At 51.8% G+C, this 20,508-nt stretch carries 19 protein-coding genes and 1 tRNA gene; 10 read left to right on the forward strand and 10 right to left on the reverse strand.

Features of this window, described 5'->3' with window-relative positions:
* Positions 1-21: 21 nt before the first annotated feature.
* The 5 genes from ROJ03_RS05720 to ROJ03_RS05740 all read right to left on the reverse strand — a co-directional run bounded on the left by ROJ03_RS05720 (position 22) and on the right by ROJ03_RS05740 (position 7,238).
* Entirely contained in the window at positions 22-3,462 is a 3,441-nt protein-coding gene (locus ROJ03_RS05720; RefSeq protein ID WP_313726046.1) for a hypothetical protein, read from the reverse strand.
* Positions 3,463-3,573: 111 nt separating this feature from the next.
* Positions 3,574-4,290 carry a fimbria/pilus periplasmic chaperone gene (locus tag ROJ03_RS05725; RefSeq protein WP_313726047.1) on the reverse strand — a complete coding sequence of 239 codons (717 nt, stop codon included), beginning with the start codon at positions 4,288-4,290 and terminating at the stop codon, positions 3,574-3,576.
* Between the two features lie 145 nt (positions 4,291-4,435).
* A complete protein-coding gene (locus tag ROJ03_RS05730) occupies positions 4,436-4,996 on the reverse strand; it encodes a TetR/AcrR family transcriptional regulator C-terminal domain-containing protein (RefSeq protein ID WP_313726048.1) in 561 nt (186 codons plus the stop codon).
* 236 nt (positions 4,997-5,232) lie between these two features.
* Positions 5,233-6,510: a GHKL domain-containing protein gene (locus ROJ03_RS05735; RefSeq protein WP_313726049.1), complete on the reverse strand. Its 1,278-nt coding sequence runs from the start codon at positions 6,508-6,510 to the stop codon at positions 5,233-5,235.
* A 2-nt stretch (positions 6,511-6,512) separates the two neighbouring features.
* Positions 6,513-7,238: a LytTR family DNA-binding domain-containing protein gene (locus ROJ03_RS05740; RefSeq protein WP_313726050.1), complete on the reverse strand. Its 726-nt coding sequence runs from the start codon at positions 7,236-7,238 to the stop codon at positions 6,513-6,515.
* A 347-nt stretch (positions 7,239-7,585) separates the two neighbouring features.
* Here ROJ03_RS05740 and ROJ03_RS05745 point away from each other — a divergent pair.
* Positions 7,586-7,659, forward strand: a tRNA-Pro gene (locus ROJ03_RS05745).
* 156 nt (positions 7,660-7,815) lie between these two features.
* Here ROJ03_RS05745 and ROJ03_RS05750 read toward each other — a convergent pair.
* From ROJ03_RS05750 to ROJ03_RS05760, 3 genes are read right to left on the reverse strand one after another with little or no spacing between them, the layout of a single operon-like run.
* Positions 7,816-9,612 (reverse strand): DegV family protein, encoded by a 1,797-nt coding sequence (locus ROJ03_RS05750; protein ID WP_313726051.1) that lies wholly within the window; start codon positions 9,610-9,612, stop codon positions 7,816-7,818.
* Positions 9,609-10,235, reverse strand: a complete 627-nt coding sequence (gene plsY, locus ROJ03_RS05755) for a glycerol-3-phosphate 1-O-acyltransferase PlsY (protein ID WP_313726052.1) — start codon at positions 10,233-10,235, stop codon at positions 9,609-9,611. The genes ROJ03_RS05750 and plsY overlap by 4 nt, the downstream gene beginning before the upstream one ends.
* Positions 10,235-10,999: a DUF1295 domain-containing protein gene (locus ROJ03_RS05760; protein ID WP_313726053.1), complete on the reverse strand. Its 765-nt coding sequence runs from the start codon at positions 10,997-10,999 to the stop codon at positions 10,235-10,237. The genes plsY and ROJ03_RS05760 overlap by 1 nt, the downstream gene beginning before the upstream one ends.
* A gap of 174 nt (positions 11,000-11,173) precedes the next feature.
* On the opposite strand from ROJ03_RS05760, the gene ROJ03_RS05765 reads away from it, so the two are divergent.
* The 3 genes from ROJ03_RS05765 to ROJ03_RS05775 all read left to right on the forward strand — a co-directional run bounded on the left by ROJ03_RS05765 (position 11,174) and on the right by ROJ03_RS05775 (position 13,675).
* Entirely contained in the window at positions 11,174-11,566 is a 393-nt protein-coding gene (locus ROJ03_RS05765) for an FMN-binding protein (RefSeq protein WP_313726054.1), read from the forward strand.
* Positions 11,567-11,719: 153 nt separating this feature from the next.
* Positions 11,720-12,619: a DUF1295 domain-containing protein gene (locus tag ROJ03_RS05770; RefSeq protein ID WP_313726055.1), complete on the forward strand. Its 900-nt coding sequence runs from the start codon at positions 11,720-11,722 to the stop codon at positions 12,617-12,619.
* 159 nt (positions 12,620-12,778) lie between these two features.
* Entirely contained in the window at positions 12,779-13,675 is an 897-nt protein-coding gene (locus ROJ03_RS05775; protein ID WP_313726056.1) for a bifunctional methionine sulfoxide reductase B/A protein, read from the forward strand.
* A 48-nt stretch (positions 13,676-13,723) separates the two neighbouring features.
* Here ROJ03_RS05775 and ROJ03_RS05780 read toward each other — a convergent pair whose 3' ends face one another.
* On the reverse strand, positions 13,724-14,488 hold the full coding sequence (locus tag ROJ03_RS05780; RefSeq protein WP_313726057.1) for a hypothetical protein: 765 nt from the start codon (positions 14,486-14,488) through the stop codon (positions 13,724-13,726).
* Between the two features lie 75 nt (positions 14,489-14,563).
* On the opposite strand from ROJ03_RS05780, the gene ROJ03_RS05785 reads away from it, so the two are divergent.
* The 5 genes from ROJ03_RS05785 (at position 14,564) to ROJ03_RS05805 (ending at position 18,709) form a co-directional block, all read left to right on the forward strand.
* Positions 14,564-15,286: an AzlC family ABC transporter permease gene (locus ROJ03_RS05785; protein WP_313726058.1), complete on the forward strand. Its 723-nt coding sequence runs from the start codon at positions 14,564-14,566 to the stop codon at positions 15,284-15,286.
* Positions 15,283-15,594: an AzlD domain-containing protein gene (locus ROJ03_RS05790; protein WP_313726059.1), complete on the forward strand. Its 312-nt coding sequence runs from the start codon at positions 15,283-15,285 to the stop codon at positions 15,592-15,594. The genes ROJ03_RS05785 and ROJ03_RS05790 overlap by 4 nt, the downstream gene beginning before the upstream one ends.
* Before the next feature lie 36 nt (positions 15,595-15,630).
* Positions 15,631-16,308, forward strand: a complete 678-nt coding sequence (locus tag ROJ03_RS05795; RefSeq protein ID WP_313726060.1) for a TatD family hydrolase — start codon at positions 15,631-15,633, stop codon at positions 16,306-16,308.
* Positions 16,265-17,089 (forward strand): tRNA threonylcarbamoyladenosine dehydratase, encoded by an 825-nt coding sequence (locus ROJ03_RS05800; protein ID WP_313726061.1) that lies wholly within the window; start codon positions 16,265-16,267, stop codon positions 17,087-17,089. The genes ROJ03_RS05795 and ROJ03_RS05800 overlap by 44 nt, the downstream gene beginning before the upstream one ends.
* 186 nt (positions 17,090-17,275) lie before the next feature.
* Positions 17,276-18,709, forward strand: coding sequence for an alpha/beta fold hydrolase (locus ROJ03_RS05805; protein ID WP_313726062.1), 1,434 nt, complete (start codon positions 17,276-17,278; stop codon positions 18,707-18,709).
* Between the two features lie 86 nt (positions 18,710-18,795).
* On the opposite strand, the gene ROJ03_RS05810 is transcribed toward ROJ03_RS05805, so the two are convergent.
* On the reverse strand, positions 18,796-19,398 hold the full coding sequence (locus ROJ03_RS05810; protein ID WP_313726063.1) for a carbohydrate-binding family 9-like protein: 603 nt from the start codon (positions 19,396-19,398) through the stop codon (positions 18,796-18,798).
* Positions 19,399-19,514: 116 nt separating this feature from the next.
* On the opposite strand from ROJ03_RS05810, the gene ROJ03_RS05815 reads away from it, so the two are divergent.
* Positions 19,515-20,504: a hypothetical protein gene (locus tag ROJ03_RS05815; RefSeq protein WP_313726064.1), complete on the forward strand. Its 990-nt coding sequence runs from the start codon at positions 19,515-19,517 to the stop codon at positions 20,502-20,504.
* Positions 20,505-20,508 lie beyond the last annotated feature (4 nt).

Below are 20,508 nucleotides of genomic sequence, written 5' to 3' on the forward strand. Positions count from 1 at the left end.
GTGAAGTTAGGATATGGAGGCTTACGGGGCAGCAACAGACAAGGAAGGGGCTGGTGGTTCGTTTTCCCCTATTTCAGGAAAAACTTGACCATCGGAGGCTTCAAGGCCAGACAGGCTTTCATCGCCTGGCACTTGGGCGGTTACATGCACAGAGATATAGGGAGGAATGGGAGGAACAAGGGAACCTCTGGCTCCATCATCCCCTGCCTGGATGGGCATCTTTGGCGGTAGGGCCGGGCTCACCTGGGTCTTCTGGCCAGCATCGCCCATCTCCACAAAAACAAATTCATCCTGGTTTACTTCGTCTGCTTGTGGGATGGCATCAAAAGCAAAGGGCTCCTGGTCGAAGGTCGGGAAGATGACCTTCCAGAAAGACTCCTCATCGAGCCTCTTTTGGACATCAAGGGTCACACTAGCATCATAGCCGGTTACCAATGAGGTCCCGAACACGTCGCTCTCATCCTCAACCTGCTCGCCAGAGAAGGCATCCTGAACAACGACACGCTGTTGGAATTGGGGATCGGAGACCCAGAAATCTTCCAGGAGCAAGACCCTGTTTACACTGCTCTTGCCAGCTTCGACTTCGGGGACCGTAAACCTGACAGCATACCAGAGGTCCTCGACCTTGAGGTCGAAAAGATAGTTTCCTGGAAGCACATCGCTAAGTATGAAACGTCCCTCCTGGTCGGTGAAGAGATAGAGCGCGTCATCACGGGTCATGACCTCCTCACCTGCCTCATTGAAACTCAGGGAATAGACAGGAGAAGAGTACTGTTGGTACGGACTCTTGTCCTTCATGAAAAGCAACCCGCTGATCGTAAAGGAGGGTTGGATGTCTATCTTGGCCATGAAGGCCTGTCGGCTTCTTGGATTGATCTCATACACAAAGGAAGCTCCGGTACTGTAGTCGGTAGCTCCGGTGGAGAACACTACCACGGTGTTCTTGGTATTGGTAGAGATGCTGTTGTACAACGAGCTGCCAAGGGGCTTGGGAAGTGCTGTCGGAGAGGAGTCAAGCGTCCTTGCTATGGAGATCTTCGCATGCTTCAGTTCCCCTACAGGCTTGACCAGGAAGAATGCCTCATTGACAGACTTAGCCAGGGCAAAAGCGCCATCAGCAAAGGCAAGGGTGGTATTGGCCGTGAAGGTTGTCGTCATCCTCTGATAGGAGCCGGAAACCTGCTGACGCAAGGAGTAGGATGCAAGCTCGCCACTATGTGACCATCCCGCAACAAGCGAGTGGTTCAGCGGTGCTTCAGGATTAAACCCACTGAGGTTCACATTGAAACTATCCTTGGATGTCGGCCTGTAGCTGAGGCCAATTGAGCTGTTGCTGGAAAGGTCTGAGAGAGTCTTGTCAGTCTGCAGGCTCGTAGAGGCACTTGCATTGAGTTTTGGGCTAAAGGAGTAACTGCCGGTTATCTGGCCTGTGATGGTAGGGTTGAGCGGGTCAGTATTTGGACCGGTGAGCGACAGCGTCCCATTGATGGACATCCCCTTGAACGGGGAGAAGCCTGAGGAGAAGGAAGCATTCCAGGCAAGCGTACCGGTTCCAAAGGTGTGGGTGGCTGAGCCGCTAAGGGTGAAACGTATCTCCTTAGTCAGGTTACCGCTATAGGAGAGCGTACCACCCATGGAAGCCTTAGACGTGGTTCCCCCTGCAGGAAGGAAGAAGTTCACACCCGTATTGAGGGTTCCCAACTGGATCTCGCTCTTTCCGCTGAACCGGTGATTCAGAGCACCTGCCAAGGAGGGGGACGTGTAGGAATCATCAAATTCAAAGGTAAGCTGCAACTGGCTTGTACCGATCATGGAGGCAAGCACTCCGTTGACCGTTCCCCTGAAGGTTCCAGGCGAATAGGCAAGGTCACTGGAGAAGGTAAAGGTATTGGTGAGGCCGGTCTGTTGCCAATAGGTGGCTGTGTACTTGTCAAGGTAATAGGAGAGGTATTGGTTATCAAGCCAAGGGATGGATATGTTTCCACTAGCTGTTGTTGTCTTCAGCTTGGGGACAGTAAAGCCGAAACCATAGAGCGTATCCCCCTTCCCCAGGAGGCGGTAGTCATACCCCATGTCTGCGTACTGGATGATGACATCATCTGGCCTGGCATCGGGGATGATGGCAATCTTGACGACATTGGCGCCCTGGGTAAAGACAAAGTCCTTCAGGCGGTAGGTACCGGCGGAGAGGGATTTCCGGAAACTCTCATTGCCATTGATGGTAACGACAATCTCAGAGGGCTCGACCAGTATGATCTTATACTCAAACTGGTTACCCTTTGCCCTATCGGTACCGTAGGAGTAGTTCTTCTCAAGCTCAAAGCCAAAGCTTGAAGCACCGGAAATGCTAGAGTTCAAGCTTGAGCCTACATTTCCGAAGGTTAGCCGTTGGCTCGATTCCACAAAGTCATAGAACCCATTCCAGCTACCCATGGTAAAGGATGTGGTGTCGGTGGTGTTGGTGTTTGACAGGGAGAAGGAAAAATTGATCCCTATTCCCAGGAATGCAAGGCGGTTGGAAACGTTGAGGCTGGTCAACCTACTGTTGAGGGAGGTGAATTGTGAATCATAGTCGTACATGGTATAGAGGCTCAACGAACTTACAGAGGCAAATTTTGCCGGCTTCAGGACGATTGCCCCGCTCATGCCATACTGCTCCCTTCTGTTGATGGAAGCGGCTGTGATGCTCAATATTCGCTCTGGCATGTCCTCCAGGCCGAAGTTGAGCGAAACGGTGAAGGCGGCGCTATCGTAGCTCGCCTCTACCCCACGGCCATTGATCTCCTCGATGGAGAGATAGGGTAGCTTGTCCCCAAACAATCTCTCAGATGCGGCCCGGGTAATATAGCTGTTGATGAACAGAGACAACTCTGCTGTATTGATGGATTGGGTATCGCTAAGGAACTTCACCTCAATGTCACCGACATAGTCGCCATTGATGTACATGCCCAGGTAGTAGAGGCCATCCTCATAGGCTATGGTGGAACTGGCTCCTACAACGAAGAAATCTGCAAAGAAATCTGCATCAGACGGGCTTGAGCTGCTAGGCTCAGGGTAGAACATATCAAACTCTTCCTCACTGAGGACCATCGGGTCAAAGAGGAGAGGGATATCGGGGACAAACAGTTTTGAGGAAACGGTGAGGCTACTAGGAACAGGTGGAACCCTAGGAGCAGGAGGTTTCACAGGGATTGCCAGGGGTGCAGGTACCGCCCCTATCTGTGGAAGCCTGATCAGGTGGTTAGGGGGAGGCAAGGGAAGGAAAGAAGATATTTCCTGTATAGGCTCAGTCCTGGCAGGAGAAAGGGGTTTTTCATCCATAAGACGTACCAAAGGTACGCCTACAAATGTGGGAGCTTTAGGAAGGGAGACAGGCTTTGCTTCAGGAGTCGAGACGGAGATGACTTTCTCGGTTTGTTGGGGTTTCACCGGCACCTGATAGCAGGTCCAGAGAAAGCCCATCAAAAAAAGGGTTACCAAAGCTAGTAACCCGCCTAAGATTACCGCATGTGCTAACCCTTTACGTTTCATATGGTAACAAACCTGCTACATAGTTGTGGGAATGTTGCCCCACTATTTGCTGTATTTAATGGTGGCTTGATAGGTCACCCCTGCCGCTCTGGAAAGCCCTTCTGGCCATGGTATCTGCTTTGTCACAGTCTTCTTTGCCAGGAGGTTCATGCCATCGAGTGAAGGCAATGCGTCGGCACCCTGCAACACGACGGAATTCCCCTTGCTGTCCTTGATCTCAAGAATGCTGGAAACCAGAAGTTGGTGGACCGTACCCATGTTCACAACCGTCACAGCCATGGTAGCCGAGCCATCATCAGCGGTTGAAGGTGCTATGGACCTGACTGCAACATTTTCAACAACCTTGGAAGGCTGGACATAGAGACTTGTGGTATAGATGTAGAGGAAGTTGAACATACCCTTGTCGGTGCTGCTCTTCCCCTGGGAGTACGGAATCTGCTCTGCCTTCAGTCGGAATGAAAGTTCGTTGGTTACCGTCTTAGGTCCACGATATTGGACACGAACCACCCAGCTGCTCTGGGGAGGGACTACCAGCTTGTTTGGAACAATGGAGAAATACGCATCTGCCGGGGTATTTACCTCAACACCAAGGCTGTCCTGGTCTCGGACAAGGGCAGATATGCTGATGGCAATTGAGTCATTGCTATCGTTAACAATGGTATAGGTCTTGGTGCTCTCAGCCCCAGTAGGTTGAAAAACCTGTTCCAAAGGAGAGAACTGATAGGCATAGACTCCTGACAACGATACAAAGAGTAACATCAGTCCGAGTATTGCAGTTCGCTTAGCATTTTTTTTCATTTGGTTCATGGAACACTCACTTTTTACCAATCTGTTTTGCGATAGTGTACGCTATCAAGGTCAATTCTTCAAGTATTGAATAATTATACCAGAACAAAAAACCAAATTAATGACTAATAGCAAGTCTTTTTAGTGCCAAATCAAACGTTCCTTTGAGAATTGGTGCATATCTGGCCGTAATTTCCTCGGTTTTTCCTGGCATCCCTTGCTGGAACCAGTCAAGGGCCGACCCCACAAAGGCATGCTTATAGAAATCAATCAAAAACTCCAGGTCTGCATCAGGGACCCCGAACCGTTGGGCACGAACCTTCAAGGTTCTGCCAAGCAAGGAGGCAATCTCCCTGCAGAGGTATTTGTCGAGCAGCTCCCGACCAAGGCTATTGTAGATGTTCAACATGACCTCACGATTATCCTGAAGGTAGATGCAAAGCGACCTGATCGCAGTCTGCCCATCATCGGAGGTGTGGATATCGGGATATTTCTGTAAAAACTCCTGTCCCTCATTTACGAACATCCAGTCCAACAAATGATAAATGTCCCTAAAGTGGTAGTAGAATGTCTGTCGGTTTACCCCACATCTGGCAACCACCTCTTTTACCGTTATCTTGTCCAATGTGCGTTCAGCCATGAGCTGCTTCAAGGACTCTGCAAGTGCTAGTTTTGTCATCTGCGCCATACGAACTCCTACATGCTTTGTCCTAAGGTACAATATTTTTGCACAACCGACCAGAGCTATTAAGTAATAAATTATCGCAATACTACCATGACACTGACAATTTGCATATCAGCCTGCCGTGCGTTGGGTGACGATTTTTTGGGGTATTGATGCAGGAGGCTGTTGCATGGACCTCTCTACGATTGCCAGTCTGGCAACCCTTGTCCCAAGCATTTCGGTTCCATACGCTAGACATTCAACACAAACCGGGAACTGAATATTCCGGAATCTGCAGTAAAGGTATAGGCACCATGAAAACGCTTTACCGTATAGACCATGCTCCGCGTCCCGATCCCCCCACCCTCCTTGGCAGAAACGGGCATGTCCCCTTCAAAGGAAACCCTATCGCTGCAGGAATTGGTTATTCCTATTGCCAGGCGCTTGCCGTTATAGAGTGCTTCTACCTTGATGAATTTTTGTACTGAGTCCGGGAGAGCCAAGCAAGAGCAGTAGGCATTTTCAATGGCATTGGCAAATAGGGCGGACAACTCCACAGGCTCTATGTCCAATTCCTTTGGGATGTTTGCCAGCACCTGCATGGAGATGTTCTCATTTCTCGACCGTTCGGCCCACAGGCTGAGGATGCTGTTGACAGCAGGATGTTGGCAGTAGTGTTCCATTACGACGGTGGATGTTTTCATCTGCTCTTTCAGGTACTCAATGGCCATACCCGTGTTACCTTCCTCAAGAAGTTCTGTCAGATACTGCATGCTGTGACGAAGGTCATGCCAACGTCGGTTTGTTTTTTCGGAATCATCCTTGAATTGCAGGTGTTGGTCCATTTGTGCCTTGTTCTGCATGGTTAGAATACGTTTTTCTTCAAGGACCAGATACTTGTCATTCAGCTGAAGGACCATATAGAAATTTACGGTATAGACGCTGGCCATGACGATGACAATAGCGGTGGTAACATAGAGGACCTCAGTAAAGCTGCCACCTTCGCCATACCGCAAAAACTCATAGTATAAGAGGCAAGAACCGAGGAAAGGAAGGATGCTGAAGATTCCCCATCCCTTATCGATTTCTTCTTGTGCAATGAGATATGGCTTACGAAAAAAGAAATGGATCAAAGCGAAAATGACACCAAATAGGGCAATCCGTACAAGGTTGTAGGAAAGGTAGCTGTTACCATGGTAGCGGTAAAACCACATAGCCGGAATGGAGAGGATAAAGCTAATGAGTATGGTCGTTACAATGGTGAAGATGTCACGGCCATCCCGGTTTTTTGATATATAGAAAAATGTGGCATAGGCTGGCAATACGGTGATCAGGACATACCACTTCGCATACATCTCCAGTCCTGCAAGGAGAAGCACAGCTGTGCTAAGGGCCAGCTGGATCACCGACTCCACAATCACAATGGCATAGAGCTTTTTCTTGGAAAAACGAAACTGTGCGAGATCAAAAACAATCGCTTGTGCGGTGATGAGGGTTATCAGAGGTATGAAGAAAGCAGCAAAATTCATGCTCATTCGCCTTTCAGAGAGTATTGGGTATATCGTTCAATGAGCGTCTTGTACTGCCTGCGTTGCAGATGGAGATGCTCTTTCGTATCCAAGACAACCGTTCGAACTGTTACTTCCCTGATTTTCTCAAGGTTGATGATATAGGTGCTTCCACATTTATAGAATCTTCTGTCATGGGAGAGCATTTCATGTAAGGCATTCGATGTCATGCGTATGCTCAGGACAGTTCCATCTACCAGGTGTATGTTCTGCATATGCATGTCTGTTTCGGCATAGAGGAAATCGGCAAACAAGATCTTGTGTATTCCCAGAGAGGATTTCAGCGTAAACAGTGCAGACTTCCGTCTTTCAAGCTGTGCCAAAGCCTTTTCCATGGCACTTTCAAAGTGCTCCTGGGTATAGGGTTTCAATAGATAATGGGTTGCATTCAGGCTAAAGGCTTCGATGGCATGATTTTCGGAAGAAGTCAGAAAAATGATCTCGCACTCGTCATTCCGTTTTCGCAGAAAGGTTGCCAGGTCAATACCGGTGATGGTAGGCATATAGATATCCATCAACAAGATGTCAAAACCATCTTGTTCATCAATATGGGAGAGCAGTGATTTGGCATCCTGAAATGTACTGATGCGAAGTTCATGCCCTACGTGGTTGGCAGCAAAGGCCAAGCAATGGGCAGCTGCCCTTTTCAGGTCTTGTTCGTCATCATCACAAATCGCAATCTTGACCATATCCCCTTGTACCTTTTGCCATGCATAGTGAAGCAGTTCCCCAGATGTGTTCCGACAAGAGATTGATCGTACATACGATTATCCCAAAAACCACCTTAGGATACCATGCATTGATTCGCGAGGAAAGCTGAAAAGCCATTCCGTGGGATGGTAAAACCTAGAAAATCAGAGACAAATAGCTCGTAGCAAAGAAATGTTAGCCTTTTGTAGCTTGTTGCCTTATCCAAAGGAAGGAGGGCGGCTGACTGGAAAAAAGGTTCTGGTACCAGGCAATACCAAGGAATGTTTCCGGACCGTATTGACTTAACTTACGTAATGCTTTATTTTACCCCCTGTATGACATGTTTCGGGCTATAGCGCAGGGGTTTAGCGTACTTGTCTGGGGGACAAGGGGTCGGCGGTTCAAATCCGCCTAGCCCGATATCCTGTAAGGAATTATTCCTTGCAGGATTTTTTTTGCCCCTAGAAAATTATTCAAGTTCATCCAACTCCACGGTCAAGCAGCACCGACAAACCATGGGAATAGCCGAGGGGAAGGGAAAGCCTAACTCCGTTCAGCTTCTGGAATCTCCAGATTTTACTGTTGGTCTGGCCTCTTTGCCCGTATGAACGAAAGGGAGATGGCCCCCTTGCCTGCATGCAGGGCAATTACAGGCGAGGCCTGCTCTATGAACAGGGCTTTGATGCCTGTCCTTTTTTCCAGGATCTCCGCAACAGTATAGGCTAAAGAGGAATTCCCTATATAGGAAAGCCCATAGGCTTGGATGCCCTCCCTCCTATAGACCTTCATGAACCTGGTCACCAAGGCAGATACGCTGCCGGACCGGGAGAACCTCACCCCCAGTATCTTTCCGCTGCCATCCTTGGCTAGCCCCACCAGTGGCTTGAAGTTCAATTTCAGTATCAAAGATCCGAGTCTCTTCGGGATCCTACCACCTCTGACCATCATCTCAAGCGACTGGACAGATACCATGATGGAGGTCCTCTCTGCACTCTCCCTGATGAAGGAAAGTAGGCTCTCCCCTTTCGCACCCTTTGCAACAAAACGGGCAGCCTCTTCCACCACAAGCCCTTGAGCAGAAGCGTTGAGCCTGGTGTCGATGATCTCTATGTCGGCACCCCCTTGCTGGAGGGCTTTTGCAGCCAACTGGTAGGTGCGGAAGGTGCCGCTGAGTTTGGAAGCTACAGAAAGTACCACAATATGCTCATAGTGCTGGGCAAGATACTCAAAATGGCGTTGTATCTCGCCGACGGAGGGCATCGAAGAGGATACCTTCTGAAGCGAAGCATCCAAGATGCCAAGCAGGAGCGGAGAGGATATCGTGATGCGGTCGAAGTAGGATGTATCCCCAACCTGCACGATCTGGGGAATCCTGTAGATACGAAAATCATCGACCACCTGTTGGGAGACATCCGCTGAGGAGTCCGTGACAATGACCGTATCGGAAAGGCGGGAATTGGCCACCAACTGCTGCATGAACATATCATCGACCTTCTGCTCCTCGATCTGTGCATGGAGGGCAAGACGCCCAAACATCAGGGCCGGATCATCGGTGTGCAGATGGATTCGCATCAGGTTGTCATGGCTGCCCATCACCAGGGAATCACCAAGGCCAGTTACAGCGGCCCGAATACTTGCCCTCTGCGGTTCGGAAAAACGAATGAGTGCCTCAGTACAATAGCGGTAGTGGCTCTCTTCATGGGTGTGAATATGCTCGACTCTTTCAGAACCAGCATGGGTCACCAGATCGGTCTCGGCAAAGACCCTGACAGGGTTGAGGATATAGAGGTCAACCCCTTCCAGGATTGACACAAAGGCCTTAGCCCCGGCATCGACCACACCTAAACGCTTCAACAGTTCCATCTGGTTGGTGGTTTCCCTCTCAGCCTGCCTTGCTGAACGCAGGGCACGTCGTAGCTGGATGGAGAGTGGCAACGTTGAAGCTTCCGATTTGGAAAGCTGGTTCGCCCAGCTTTTCATGACAGTCAAAATAGTGCCTTCCATAGGGGTCTCGACCGCACTATAGGCAGCGGCAACGGCTGCCTTGGCAGCGTCGGCCAGGGCCTTGACCGTGAGTTCCTCGAACTCCCTGGCGATAAGGGAGAAGCCTTGGAAGAACTGTGCGATGATCATGCCAGAGTTCCCTCTGGCCCCGATAAGGGCAGACTTTGCAATAGTATTGGAAATATCAGCAACCGTTCCCGAGCCGTCGGTATTTGAGAGGATTGACTTGAGGGTATGGGTAATGTTTGCCCCTGTATCCCCATCAGCAACGGGGAACACGTTGATGTTGTTGATCACCTGCATATTTTCCCGAAGTCGGTAGTACCCAAAAGTCAACGAACCGTAGAGGTCTTTCCCTGTTATGGTCATACATGCTCCTTGGCAGACGAAAAGCTAAAGGTAGGTTCTGTGTGATGGAAAAGGCGTTTGATATTTTCTCTATGGGTAAACACGATCAACAAACCCAGTATACCAAGAAAGGCCAACTTGGCAACCTCAATCGGCTGGGCTTGGACCAGATAGAATGGGATGAGGGCCAGATAGGTCGACAGGGAAGCAAGAGATATGTAACGGCTGAGGATTGCAACAGAGAAGAACACAGCAAGTCCAAACAGTATTGCAGAGGGAAAAAGCACAGCAATGACACCAGCACCGGTCGCAACCCCCTTGCCTCCCCTATGGGTAGAGAGGTAGGGCGTATAGATGTGGCCAAGGATGGTTGCCATGCCAATACAGAGGAGAGAGATGGAAGGCAACGAAAAGACACTGCTGGCCAAAAGTGGTGGCATGACCCCTTTGGCGATGTCCAGTACCCCTACAAGGGCACCAAACCCGAACCCGAGGGTCCTGCTTGCATTGGTAGCCCCAAGGTTCCTGCTTCCTCTCTGGCGCAGGTCAACATGCCTATGCAAAGCGATGAGATAGGAGGTAGGGATGCCACCAAGAGCATAGCCAAACAGGCAGAACAATGATGTAATTTGCAGGTTCCCCATTATTTCTTCTTTTTCCAGGGAATGAAGATCGAAGTCTGGCGAACATACTCCTGGTAGTAGGCCTCTTTGCCATACTTCTCCTTCCAGGATTTCTCCAGAAGGTTCACCCCGCTGACAAACAGCAACAGCAACGTGATGAACAGAGGGCCCAGGAGGACAAGGAAGGAGAGGCCACTCAGGTAAGGGACAACCATTATAAACGTCCCCCACCATACCAGGATCTCCCCAAAGTAGTTCGGATGGCGGCTGGTGGCCCAAAGACCTGTGGTAATGAGCTTTTTGGGATTTTTCTTCTTGAACGAGTTCTTCTGATGGTCAGCTATCGTCTCATAGACAAGGCCGAAAATGGAGAGGACAAACCCTACGATGAGGAAGGAATAGTTGATGACCAGGTCTTTCTGCCCCATCGCAAAGGTTACCGGCAACAGGATGACCCATACCGCAGTTGCCTGCAGCAGCCAGAAGATTCCAAAGCGTACAAACGAGTTGCGCTTGTCATCAAAGCGATGGTCGACCTTGGTGGCAAGAATACGACCCAGCAGATAGGTGCCCAAGCGCAGGGCCCAAAGGACCACAAGGACCAGCAACAAGGTTTGCAGAATGGCTTTCTGGGCATGTACGGCATAGAGATAGAGCCCAGCGATGAAAAAGCTCAGACTGTAGGAGAGGTCTGTCACCACATCGGTCTTGCGGATAAAGGCGTAGAAGAAAAACACCGTGTTGATACCAAAGGCAATGAGCAAAATCTCAAGATAAAGGTTCATAGAGTCTCCATGTTGTAGGCCTGTGCCTAGGTATGTGTGTTGTAATAACAATAATGAATCTCAATAGAAAAAACAACCTATTGGCCTTATCATCGCCTATCCACCTCAGTGCCAATAAAAGCCTATTTTGAGGCAAATGGGTGATATACTCTATTCCATAGAGAGGGAGAATCCATGAGAAGACGCACGTTCATCCTTGTGGCAATCATAGCCATCCTGCTCGTCCTGACCGTTTCAGGTAGGCTCTTTATGCAGGCAACAGAAACAAACCTGGAAAACCTGAGGACAACAAGGCTCCAGGATATCCAGCTAGCGACCCTCTCCGATGGATCCTACGGCGGAGCCTACTCATGCTTTCCCATCGCCGTAGAGCTCGAAGTGCAGGTCCAGGACCACAGGATAGCCGACATCAGACTACTGAAGCATCGCAACGGACAGGGAAAGGCTGCAGAGGCAATACTTCCCCTGGTAGTTGCAAAGCAAAGCCTGCAACTTGACGCGATCAGTGGGGCAACCTATAGCAGCATCGTCATCCTCAAGGCGATAGAAGCTGCTTTGCAACCCTAGAGTCCTTCGCACCGATCAGACTATTGATAGTTCTATAGCAAGGGGCCGTGATGGACGGGTAGATCCACACCCTTCTCTGGCTCTACTTTCCCCGATACATCTCCCTGAGTATGTTTATTGAAGAGATCTACACTCTTTGCTATAGTGTCATCCATGAAAGCAAAAAACCAACCGGTCCCACTCTTCTTTACCCTCATAGTACTGTTCATCGCCCTGGTGCTCTGGTTCAACCCAATACAGACGAGCGACCCATTTTGGAGCGTTCTCTCCATCATGGGCCTCTCAGCACTTCTGAGCTTTACCTTCGGCCTCACCACCGACGACTACTCCTGGACTGACCGCCTGTGGAGCACCTTGCCGATAGCCTTTGCCTGGATATATGCCATGCATGGAGCCGTTAGCCTCCCCCTACTCCTGTCTGCCATCCTCGTTACCCTCTGGGGTGCAAGGCTCACCTTCAACTTTGCACGAAGGGGGGGCTATACCAGTGGAGAGGATTACCGCTGGCCAATCCTCAAAAAACGCATTGGCAATCCTTTTCTGTGGCAACTGTTCAACCTGCTGTTCATCGCCCTCTACCAGCAGGTTCTCTTTGTTGCCTTTACCAGCCCGTTGTACCTACTGGCATTGCAGGGGAAGGATGCTGCTTTGACCATCTGGTCCTGGCTTGCCATCCTGCTATTTTTTCTCTTTCTCGGCATTGAGACTGCTGCTGACCAGCAACAGTATCTGTTTCAGCAGTCAAAGCATGGCCTGCTCCCCAAAAGATCCGAATGGGCAGAACAATATGCACAAGGATTCCGTAGCAGCGGTCTCTTTTCCAAAAGCCGCCACCCCAACTATTTCGGGGAACTGGGAGTCTGGTGGAGCATCTATCTGTTTGCCTCGACGGCAACTGGGTCATGGGTGAACTGGAGCCTGGTGGGGCCGATTTTACTCACCCTGCTTTTCATAGGCTCAACGATCTTTACGGAAAGCATCACAGCAAATAAATACAAACACTACCAAGAGTACAAGAAACAGGCATCTGCAATCCTATTCAGGTTCTGGTAGTAGTATTGGGTAGAGTATTCATGATAGGATTCATTAAAAGGAGATACAATGAACCTAACAAGAATAGTTCTTATCATAGTAGCTTTACTCGTCCTCCTAGCCTTTGCCCTGCCGGCAATGCGCTCCGCTTCGAAAAATCCACAAGAACCAGAGGTAACTATGGTAATTCCACAAGAAGAGAATGCACGGTTCCAGTTCAAACCTATAGACCAGTCCCTATTGAACCAACTTAATGCAAAAGAGAGGGATGTCATCATCAACAAAGGTACCGAGTGGGCCTTTACCGGGGAATACACCGACAACACCGAGGAAGGAACCTATTACTGCAGGCAGTGCGGTTCCCCCCTGTACACCTCAGAAGACAAGTTCGCTTCAGATTGTGGATGGCCATCATTCGATGACGAGATTCCCTTTGCTGTGGAAAGACACCCCGATGCAGATGGTTCCAGGACAGAGATCGTCTGTGCAACCTGCAAAGGCCATCTTGGACACGTATTCCTTGGGGAACAGCTGACCGAGAAGAATACCCGCCACTGCGTGAACTCCATCTCCATGGTATTCCGCAATGGAGCCCCCCAAGCACGTGCTGTGTTTGCCGGTGGTTGTTTCTGGGGAGTTGAACGGCTCTTTGAACAGGTCAACGGAGTATTCTCCGCAACATCCGGATATACCGGAGGAAAGCTGGAGAACCCAACCTATGAGGATGTGCTCAGCAAGAAGAGCGGCCACCTTGAAGCGGTTGAGATCCTCTATGACCCAAGGGTGGTCTCCTACGAGGACCTTGCAAAGTACTTCTTTGAGATACACGACCCCACCCAGACAAATGGACAGGGACCGGATATCGGCAACCAGTACCTTTCGGCCATCTTCTACCAGAATAGGCATGAATTTGACACGGCGGTCAAGCTCATATCGATCCTTGAGGGCAAAGGCCTGAAGATTGCAACAACCCTACGCCCAGCAACCCGCTTCTGGGAAGCTGAGGAGTACCATCAGGACTACTATGTCCGCAAAGGCAGCGAACCTTACTGCCACGCCTGGACAAAGCGCTTCTAGGAGAATCCAGACACCAAGGGCCTCTTCACCGGGGCCCTTTTTGTCTCTTTACTCAGAGAGGACATCACCGCTGATGATGCAGCTGCACACCACGTAGTGGCCTTTCTCCAACACACGGGAAAGCTGGCTTTCTGAAAACACCAGATCGAGGTGTCCCATCTCGGTGGCTACCGTTGCAACAGTACAGGATGTACCCTTGAAGCCGTGCTCGCGTTTCTCAACCTTCAGGACAGGGGCGGCGAGGACCATCACCTTCTCATGCTCGGCATACCTATCCCTGCTCGCCTGCTCGAGGCTCTCATCCCTGGCCATGATATAGTTGAATGGCAGCAGCTTGCGGTCATCAAGACGGGCAGGCCCCTCAACTGCACTCTCATAGGAGGCCCGGCTATCGTAGATGTCCATGGATTGGGGAAAGGCACAGACCTGCAGCGAGAGGGAGGAGTCCTCGTCGATCCTCTCCAGCGTAGCCGCATGGATGAGGTCGATGATGAAGGCAGAGCTCTCGTCGGCGTTGGTCATCAGAAGCGATACAAGCAGAGGCTCACCGATACCGACCTTTGCAAGGGGTTTTGCCTGCCAGAGGCAGCGTCCGCTCATGTGCATGTCAAGGCCTGCTATCTCCAGGTCAGAGTCCTGCTTCACGCTGCGGAAGACCAACTCCAGGCCACTGTCGAACAGCTTGCTGTAATAGGCACCCTGTTGGGCAGGGATCCTCTTTGCTTCCCTTAGCCATGTGAGAAGCTGTTCCTCGTCAAGAGAAGGCCCTTTGATGAGAACTTCCAGACCCGTGTTTGCAAGATAAATCGGCATATGCATCTCCTATGGAAAAAGTGTAGCATAATCGCCTCTTGCAGGAAAGGAGGCAAAGCAATACTATCTCAAAATATGATTTCCAACGCCCAGAGCAAAAGCCTTACCTTCTCCAAAGGTGTCCAGGAGGGATTTCCCATCTGTGTGGGCTACTTCCCCACTGCCATGGCCTTTGGCCTCGTCTGCAGGGACGTCGGGCTGAAACTTTGGGAAAGCGTGCTGTTTTCCGTGACAAACTTTGCCGGAAGCGGACAGTTCCTGGCCATCAACCTACTAGCCTCAGGCTCCCTCATCCTGGAGATATGCATCGGGGTGCTACTGATCAACCTGCGCTACCTCTTCATGGGAGCAGCACTGAACCAGAAGCTTGAGAAGGGCATCCATGGACCAAAACGCCTGATACTTGCCCACGGCACCACCGACGAGGTGTTCTCGGTCGCAGTGCTGCACAAGCAGGAACTCTCCTGGACCTACATGATGGGACTGGAAGGGATCTCCTATCTTGGGTGGGTCGGAGGGACAGCCGTGGGGTTCCTGATAGGGATGATCCTCTCCCCAGAACTTCAGATGGCAGTTGGGGTAACCCTCTATGCAATGTTCATCTCCCTGTTTGCCCAGGAACTGCGCCAGAAGGGAGTGATGGTACTGCTCATCGCAGGCTTCTCTGCGATCCTGAACACGGCTCTCATCCTTGTGCTCCATATGGGCAGTGGCTGGTCCTTTGTCATCGCCATGCTCAGTGCCTCCATATTCGGGGCACTCATCATCGACGAACCTGAGACAGAGGCCTTGCCATGAACGGCCAGATACCCATCTTTGTCTATATCCTCGCCACAGCTGGGGCAACCTTTGCAGTACGGCTCACCCCCTACTATGCAAAGTTCCTGAACAAGCTACCCCGTTTTGTAGGCAAATGCATGCGTCTGTTGCCCATAGCGGCCTTGGGACCTCTGGTATTCCCAGGGGTTATCCTGGACTTCTCCCCCCAATGGTATGCAGGCCTTGCAGGCATCGCAGCCTCCTTCCTCATCGCCTACAAGAAAGGCGGGATGATACTGCCCATCCTCAGTAGCGTATTGGTAACCTACCTCGTCTTGCTAGTGTAGCTTGACGCATCTGCTTCCAAGATTCTAGGATAGGGTATGTTTGATGCACACCGACACCTTCCTGGTGACCAAGACATACCAGATGCCCTCTACTGCACCTCCAGGCGGGATGAATGGGAAAGGCTGCTGAGCCTCCCCCATCCTGCCATTGGGGCCATCGGATGCCTTGCAACCAGTGAATTCCCCACTATCGGGGAGTTTGCCCAATTCCTGGAAAGCCACCCCCACCTGCAGGTAGGGGAGGTCGGGCTGGACAAACGCTTTGGTGCCATGGAAGAGCAGAAAAGGTTTCTCCTTGCCACCCTGGACCTGGCCTATTCCCTGGGTCGGAGCGTTACTGCCCATGTGGTCCGCTCCGACGGACTTTTTCTCTCCTGCCTGGGCCAGGCTGGCAAGAGGTTACCCACCATCCTGTGGCATGGGTTTACCTCAAGCCTCGAAACAGCGACAGAGGCAGCCAGGAAGGGGTGCATCCTCTCCCTGGGTCCAGGGGTAGCACACGCCAGGTTGGCAGGGAAGCTACAGCAGGTATCCCGCCTACCCTTTGCCATAGAGACCGACTATGATGGATCGAGAACGACGACACCCTACCCCCAGGTAGTTGAAGGCCAATACAGCCTGATAGGCCGCCTCATGGGCGTGGACAGGGAAACCCTGATAAGGAACAATGATGAAAAAAGAACAGTTCTTACGAATAACACGCCTGCTTGGTGAGGATGCCGTTGACCAGTTGCATGCCAAGAAGGTCGTGGTCGTGGGCTTGGGGGCAGTGGGGGGCATGTGCCTCGAATCGTTGGTCAGAAGCGGAGTCGGCTCGGTTCGCCTGATCGACTTCGATGTCGTAAGCATAACCAACCTCAACCGACAGATCCTGGCAACCTACGAGACCATAGGCATGCCCAAGATTGAGGTCGCCAAGGCCCGTGCCAAGTCCATCAACCCTGATTGCGCCGTTGAGGCCCTCTCCCTCTTTGTCAACAACGAGAGTGTCGAAGAGGTATTTGCAGGGGGTGTGGACCTCGTCGTCGATGCCATCGACTCGCTCAATCCCAAGTGTGCACTGCTGGAGGCCGCCTATCGGAGGCAGATCCCGATAGCCAGCAGCATGGGAGCAGCCCTGCGCAGGAACCCCTCGCTCATCAGGACCGCGGACCTGATGGATACCTATGGTTGCCCACTTGCCCGGCAGGTACGTGCCAACCTCCGTAAGCGGGGGATTGGAAGGGGCATCGACGTCGTATTCTCCCCAGAGCAGGTACGTTTTACCTACCTCAAGCCGGAGGACGAGGAAAAAACCGAGTTCAATGAACAGATATCCGACCAGGGAAGAAGGCGCAACGTGCTGGGAAGCCTGCCTACCGTCACGGCAATCTTTGGTCAGACGCTGGCCCATCTGGCCCTGGCCAAGCTCTTGGGAGAGGAGACCTTCTTCGGGGAAGAGGCCTGGAACCCAAACCTGAAACCACAAAAACAGGAACCAAAGCCAAAACAATAGAGAGCGCGTCCATTCATCCCAAGCCAGAAATTACCAGGTATATCACCACCAGACGGTCCAAGAATTGAACCCGACAGGGTTTCTCAGTATGCTTAAAGGGAAGGGAACAGGGGTGTTGGACCTATGCAAGGCCTGGATGCCAGAAACCGTCGTTGAACGACTCGTTCCTATCCAGGGAGAGATGAGATGAAAATTCGCATGATCGTAGTATTTGGCCTGTTGATGGCCCTGCTCTCTGGGTGTGCCGGTGTTCAGACAGAACAACCCATACCCCCTGCATCGGTTGCACAAGATGTTGCCGTTGACCTTAGTGGCTATTGGAAAGGGCTTCTGGAGATTGGCCCGGGCAAGAGCCTCCCTCTTGGGTTTACCATCAGAGGCTCTGCCGATGGGCTGTACGAGGCACTGATGCAGATTCCCAGCCAAGGGCTCAGGAATTTCAAGGTGTCGTCGGTCCAGCTCGAGGGTACCCTCCTTACCATCGGTATCGATGCCCTGCAGGCTTCCTTCAGCGGGAGCCATGACCCTGGAACAGACCAGATCGTGGGGACCTTTACCCAGATGGGCCAGAGCCTTCCCCTGGTCCTTGCCCTTGGGGAGATCGAAGAATATGCCCGCCCCCAGGACCCCCAGAAACCGTACCCGTACCTTTCGGAAGAGATCAGATTTACTCAGGCCCCCGAAGGCTTTCAGCTTGCCGGAACCCTTACAAGGCCCGAAGGGGATGGCCCATTCCCAGCCGTAGTTCTGGTCACTGGCTCTGGTTCCCAGAACCGTGATGAGGAACTGTTGGGCCATAAGCCGTTTCTTGTGCTCTCCGATGCACTGACCCGTGCAGGGATCGTGGTCCTTCGGTATGATGACCGTGGATTTGCCGAATCACAGGGCGATGCAAGTGCCGCAACCTCCCTGGATTTTGCAGACGATGCCAGTTCGGCGGTAGAGTACCTCAAAGCCCTGCCCTACGTGGATTCGGCCAGCATTGGCCTGATCGGGCACAGCGAAGGGGGCATCATCGGACCGATCGTGGCCCAAAAGAACAAGGACCTGGATTTTCTGGTGCTCATGGCTGGGCCCGGAGTCAATGGCTTGGCAGTACTCGAGGACCAGACTGCAGCAATCCTCAGGGCCCAACACTACCCAGAGCCTGTCATTGCCCAGATTGTCCAGGCAAACCTGGCCATCTACAATACTGTCCTGGATGAAAGGGAACCCCTGGAAGAACGAAAGGAATCGGTCATGCAGACCTTGCTGTCGGTTGGCATGTCAGCCGATGAGGCAAAACCCCAGATGGCTGCCCTCTTTTCCCCCTGGTACATGAAATTCCTTACCCTTAACCCTGCCGACTACCTGAAGGGGCTTACCATACCTGCCTTGATCCTCAACGGAACCAAGGATACCCAGGTGTCGGCAACGCTCCATGTCCCAGCCATCGAAGAGGCATTGCTCTCCGGGGGGAGCACCCGTTTTACGAGCAAGATCTACGAAGGGCTCAACCATCTGTTCCAACCGGCAACCACCGGCTCACCTGATGAGTATGAAAGCATTGAGACAACGATTGACCCCCAGGTGTTGCAGGACATCGCTACCTGGATCGTCAAGGAGAGAACATTGCTCTGAATCGCCTGGTAGAGTAGAGAGACGCCCACCTTCGGCAACGGGGGTGGGCGTTTTCCTATGGGAAGGGAACAAGGGCTCTCCTGTGTCTAGAGAAACCGGAAGGGTACGAAGTATTCGGGGGTATGGAAGTCGGGTTTCACCGTCCCAATGGGCCCATAGCAAAGATAGTGGGGCTTCTTCAGCCCGTCACCACATTTGTAGATGTTTCCCTTGAGCCTGAGGGAGGAGAGGCTCTCCCCTTCCTGCATCAGGCCAAACAGCACAAGGTCTATAGAAACATCGAGGCGGTAGCGGCTCTGGACATTGTTGTTCTCCAGCAACTCGAATGAGAGGGGAATCTCCTCGATGGTGAAGGTGGGATAGAGGGTCCGGTTTGCACGTCCCTCCCCCCGGCCTACAAGGGCCTTGGTAGTGGCACTGAACTCGAAATTGACATATTCGGCACTCCCTTCCCGCTGGAGGAAGATCTCCATACAGCTATCGGTATGGACCTTCTGGTTGTGTTCGGTACACATGCGCCTCAGCTGGGGCTCCTGGATGGAGAACCTCACAAAAAGATGCCTTCCATCATGGGAGAGCCTTACAGAGGCCTCGACACCCTCTGCATCATCCCAGCAAGCCTGTAGAGGCAAAGGGAGGGAACGTTCCATCTCGCCTTGTGTTACCCGTATCACCAGAGTCTCATCCATATCGCCCTCTCCATTTTTTCCCAGTATAGCCAAAGCAGCCCGATTCTCCAATACCCTTGAAGTGATAGCTGCCCTTCCCTTTCTTAGGATGCAAACACAATCCTAGGAGAAACCTCATGAAACGAAACTTCTCTATTCTTATGGTGTGCCTCATAGCGCTCGTCTTTGCTACAGGCTGTGAGGACCAGAAGACAACCCAAGGCGACCTTGTGGTCCGCTTTGCCTGTGACAAGTTCAGCATGCACGAGCGGAGCCTTCTTCCCGAAGCTGAGGCGATGGAGATCGAAAGCTACCATATCTATGGTGAGGGGCCAAATGACGAAACAGTCGACATGGCAGCCTATACCTCAGAGGTGACGTTGGGCCAACTATCGATGGGAACCTGGACCCTCAATGCCCAGGCCCTGAACAAGGATGGGGCCATCCTTGCCCAAGGGGCTACCACCACCATGCTCTCAAAGACGACCAGTACGGCAACCATCCACCTCACAGACCTGGTGGGAGAAGGTTCCCTCTCGGTTGGGTTTACCTGGAACACAGACCAGGTTTCAGACGATGTGCGCCTCGCCCTGCTGCTTACCGACCAGAATGGCGAGATACTCAGCATCGAAGACCCTGTTGTGGACAAACTGCATGGCAGTGCAACCTTCAGCACAACCCTCGATGCAGGTTCCTACCTGCTCTGCTCGAAACTCTACAGCCAGGAGGTACTGGTGAGCGGATCTGCTGAGGCCGTACGCATCATAGCAGACACCACCACCTCAGGTTCCATAGAGATGCTCATGGGTGACCGCTCCACCAGCTTTTCCGTAACGGTCATCAACGACACCATGATGCCGATAGCCGGGACGGTGAGCTGTACCCCCTCCGAGCCCGCTGCAGGGGAGAGCGTCACCCTTACCTTTACGGCAGAAAACCTGCAGGGCATGGACGAAAACGACCTCACCATCTGCTGGTACTGCGAAGGATTGCCGGTAGAAGCCGATGGCTTTTCCTATACCTCTGTACCAGCTGCAGGCTCCCATCGCTATGACGTCATAGTCAGCCACGATAAATTGGGAAGCCTGGGAAGCACTACTATCATCGTTGCCATGCCAATTATCTAGTATT

The sequence above is a fragment of the Sphaerochaeta sp. PS genome (assembly GCF_032144095.1).
In the GTDB taxonomy this organism is placed as follows: Bacteria; Spirochaetota; Spirochaetia; order Sphaerochaetales; family Sphaerochaetaceae; genus Sphaerochaeta.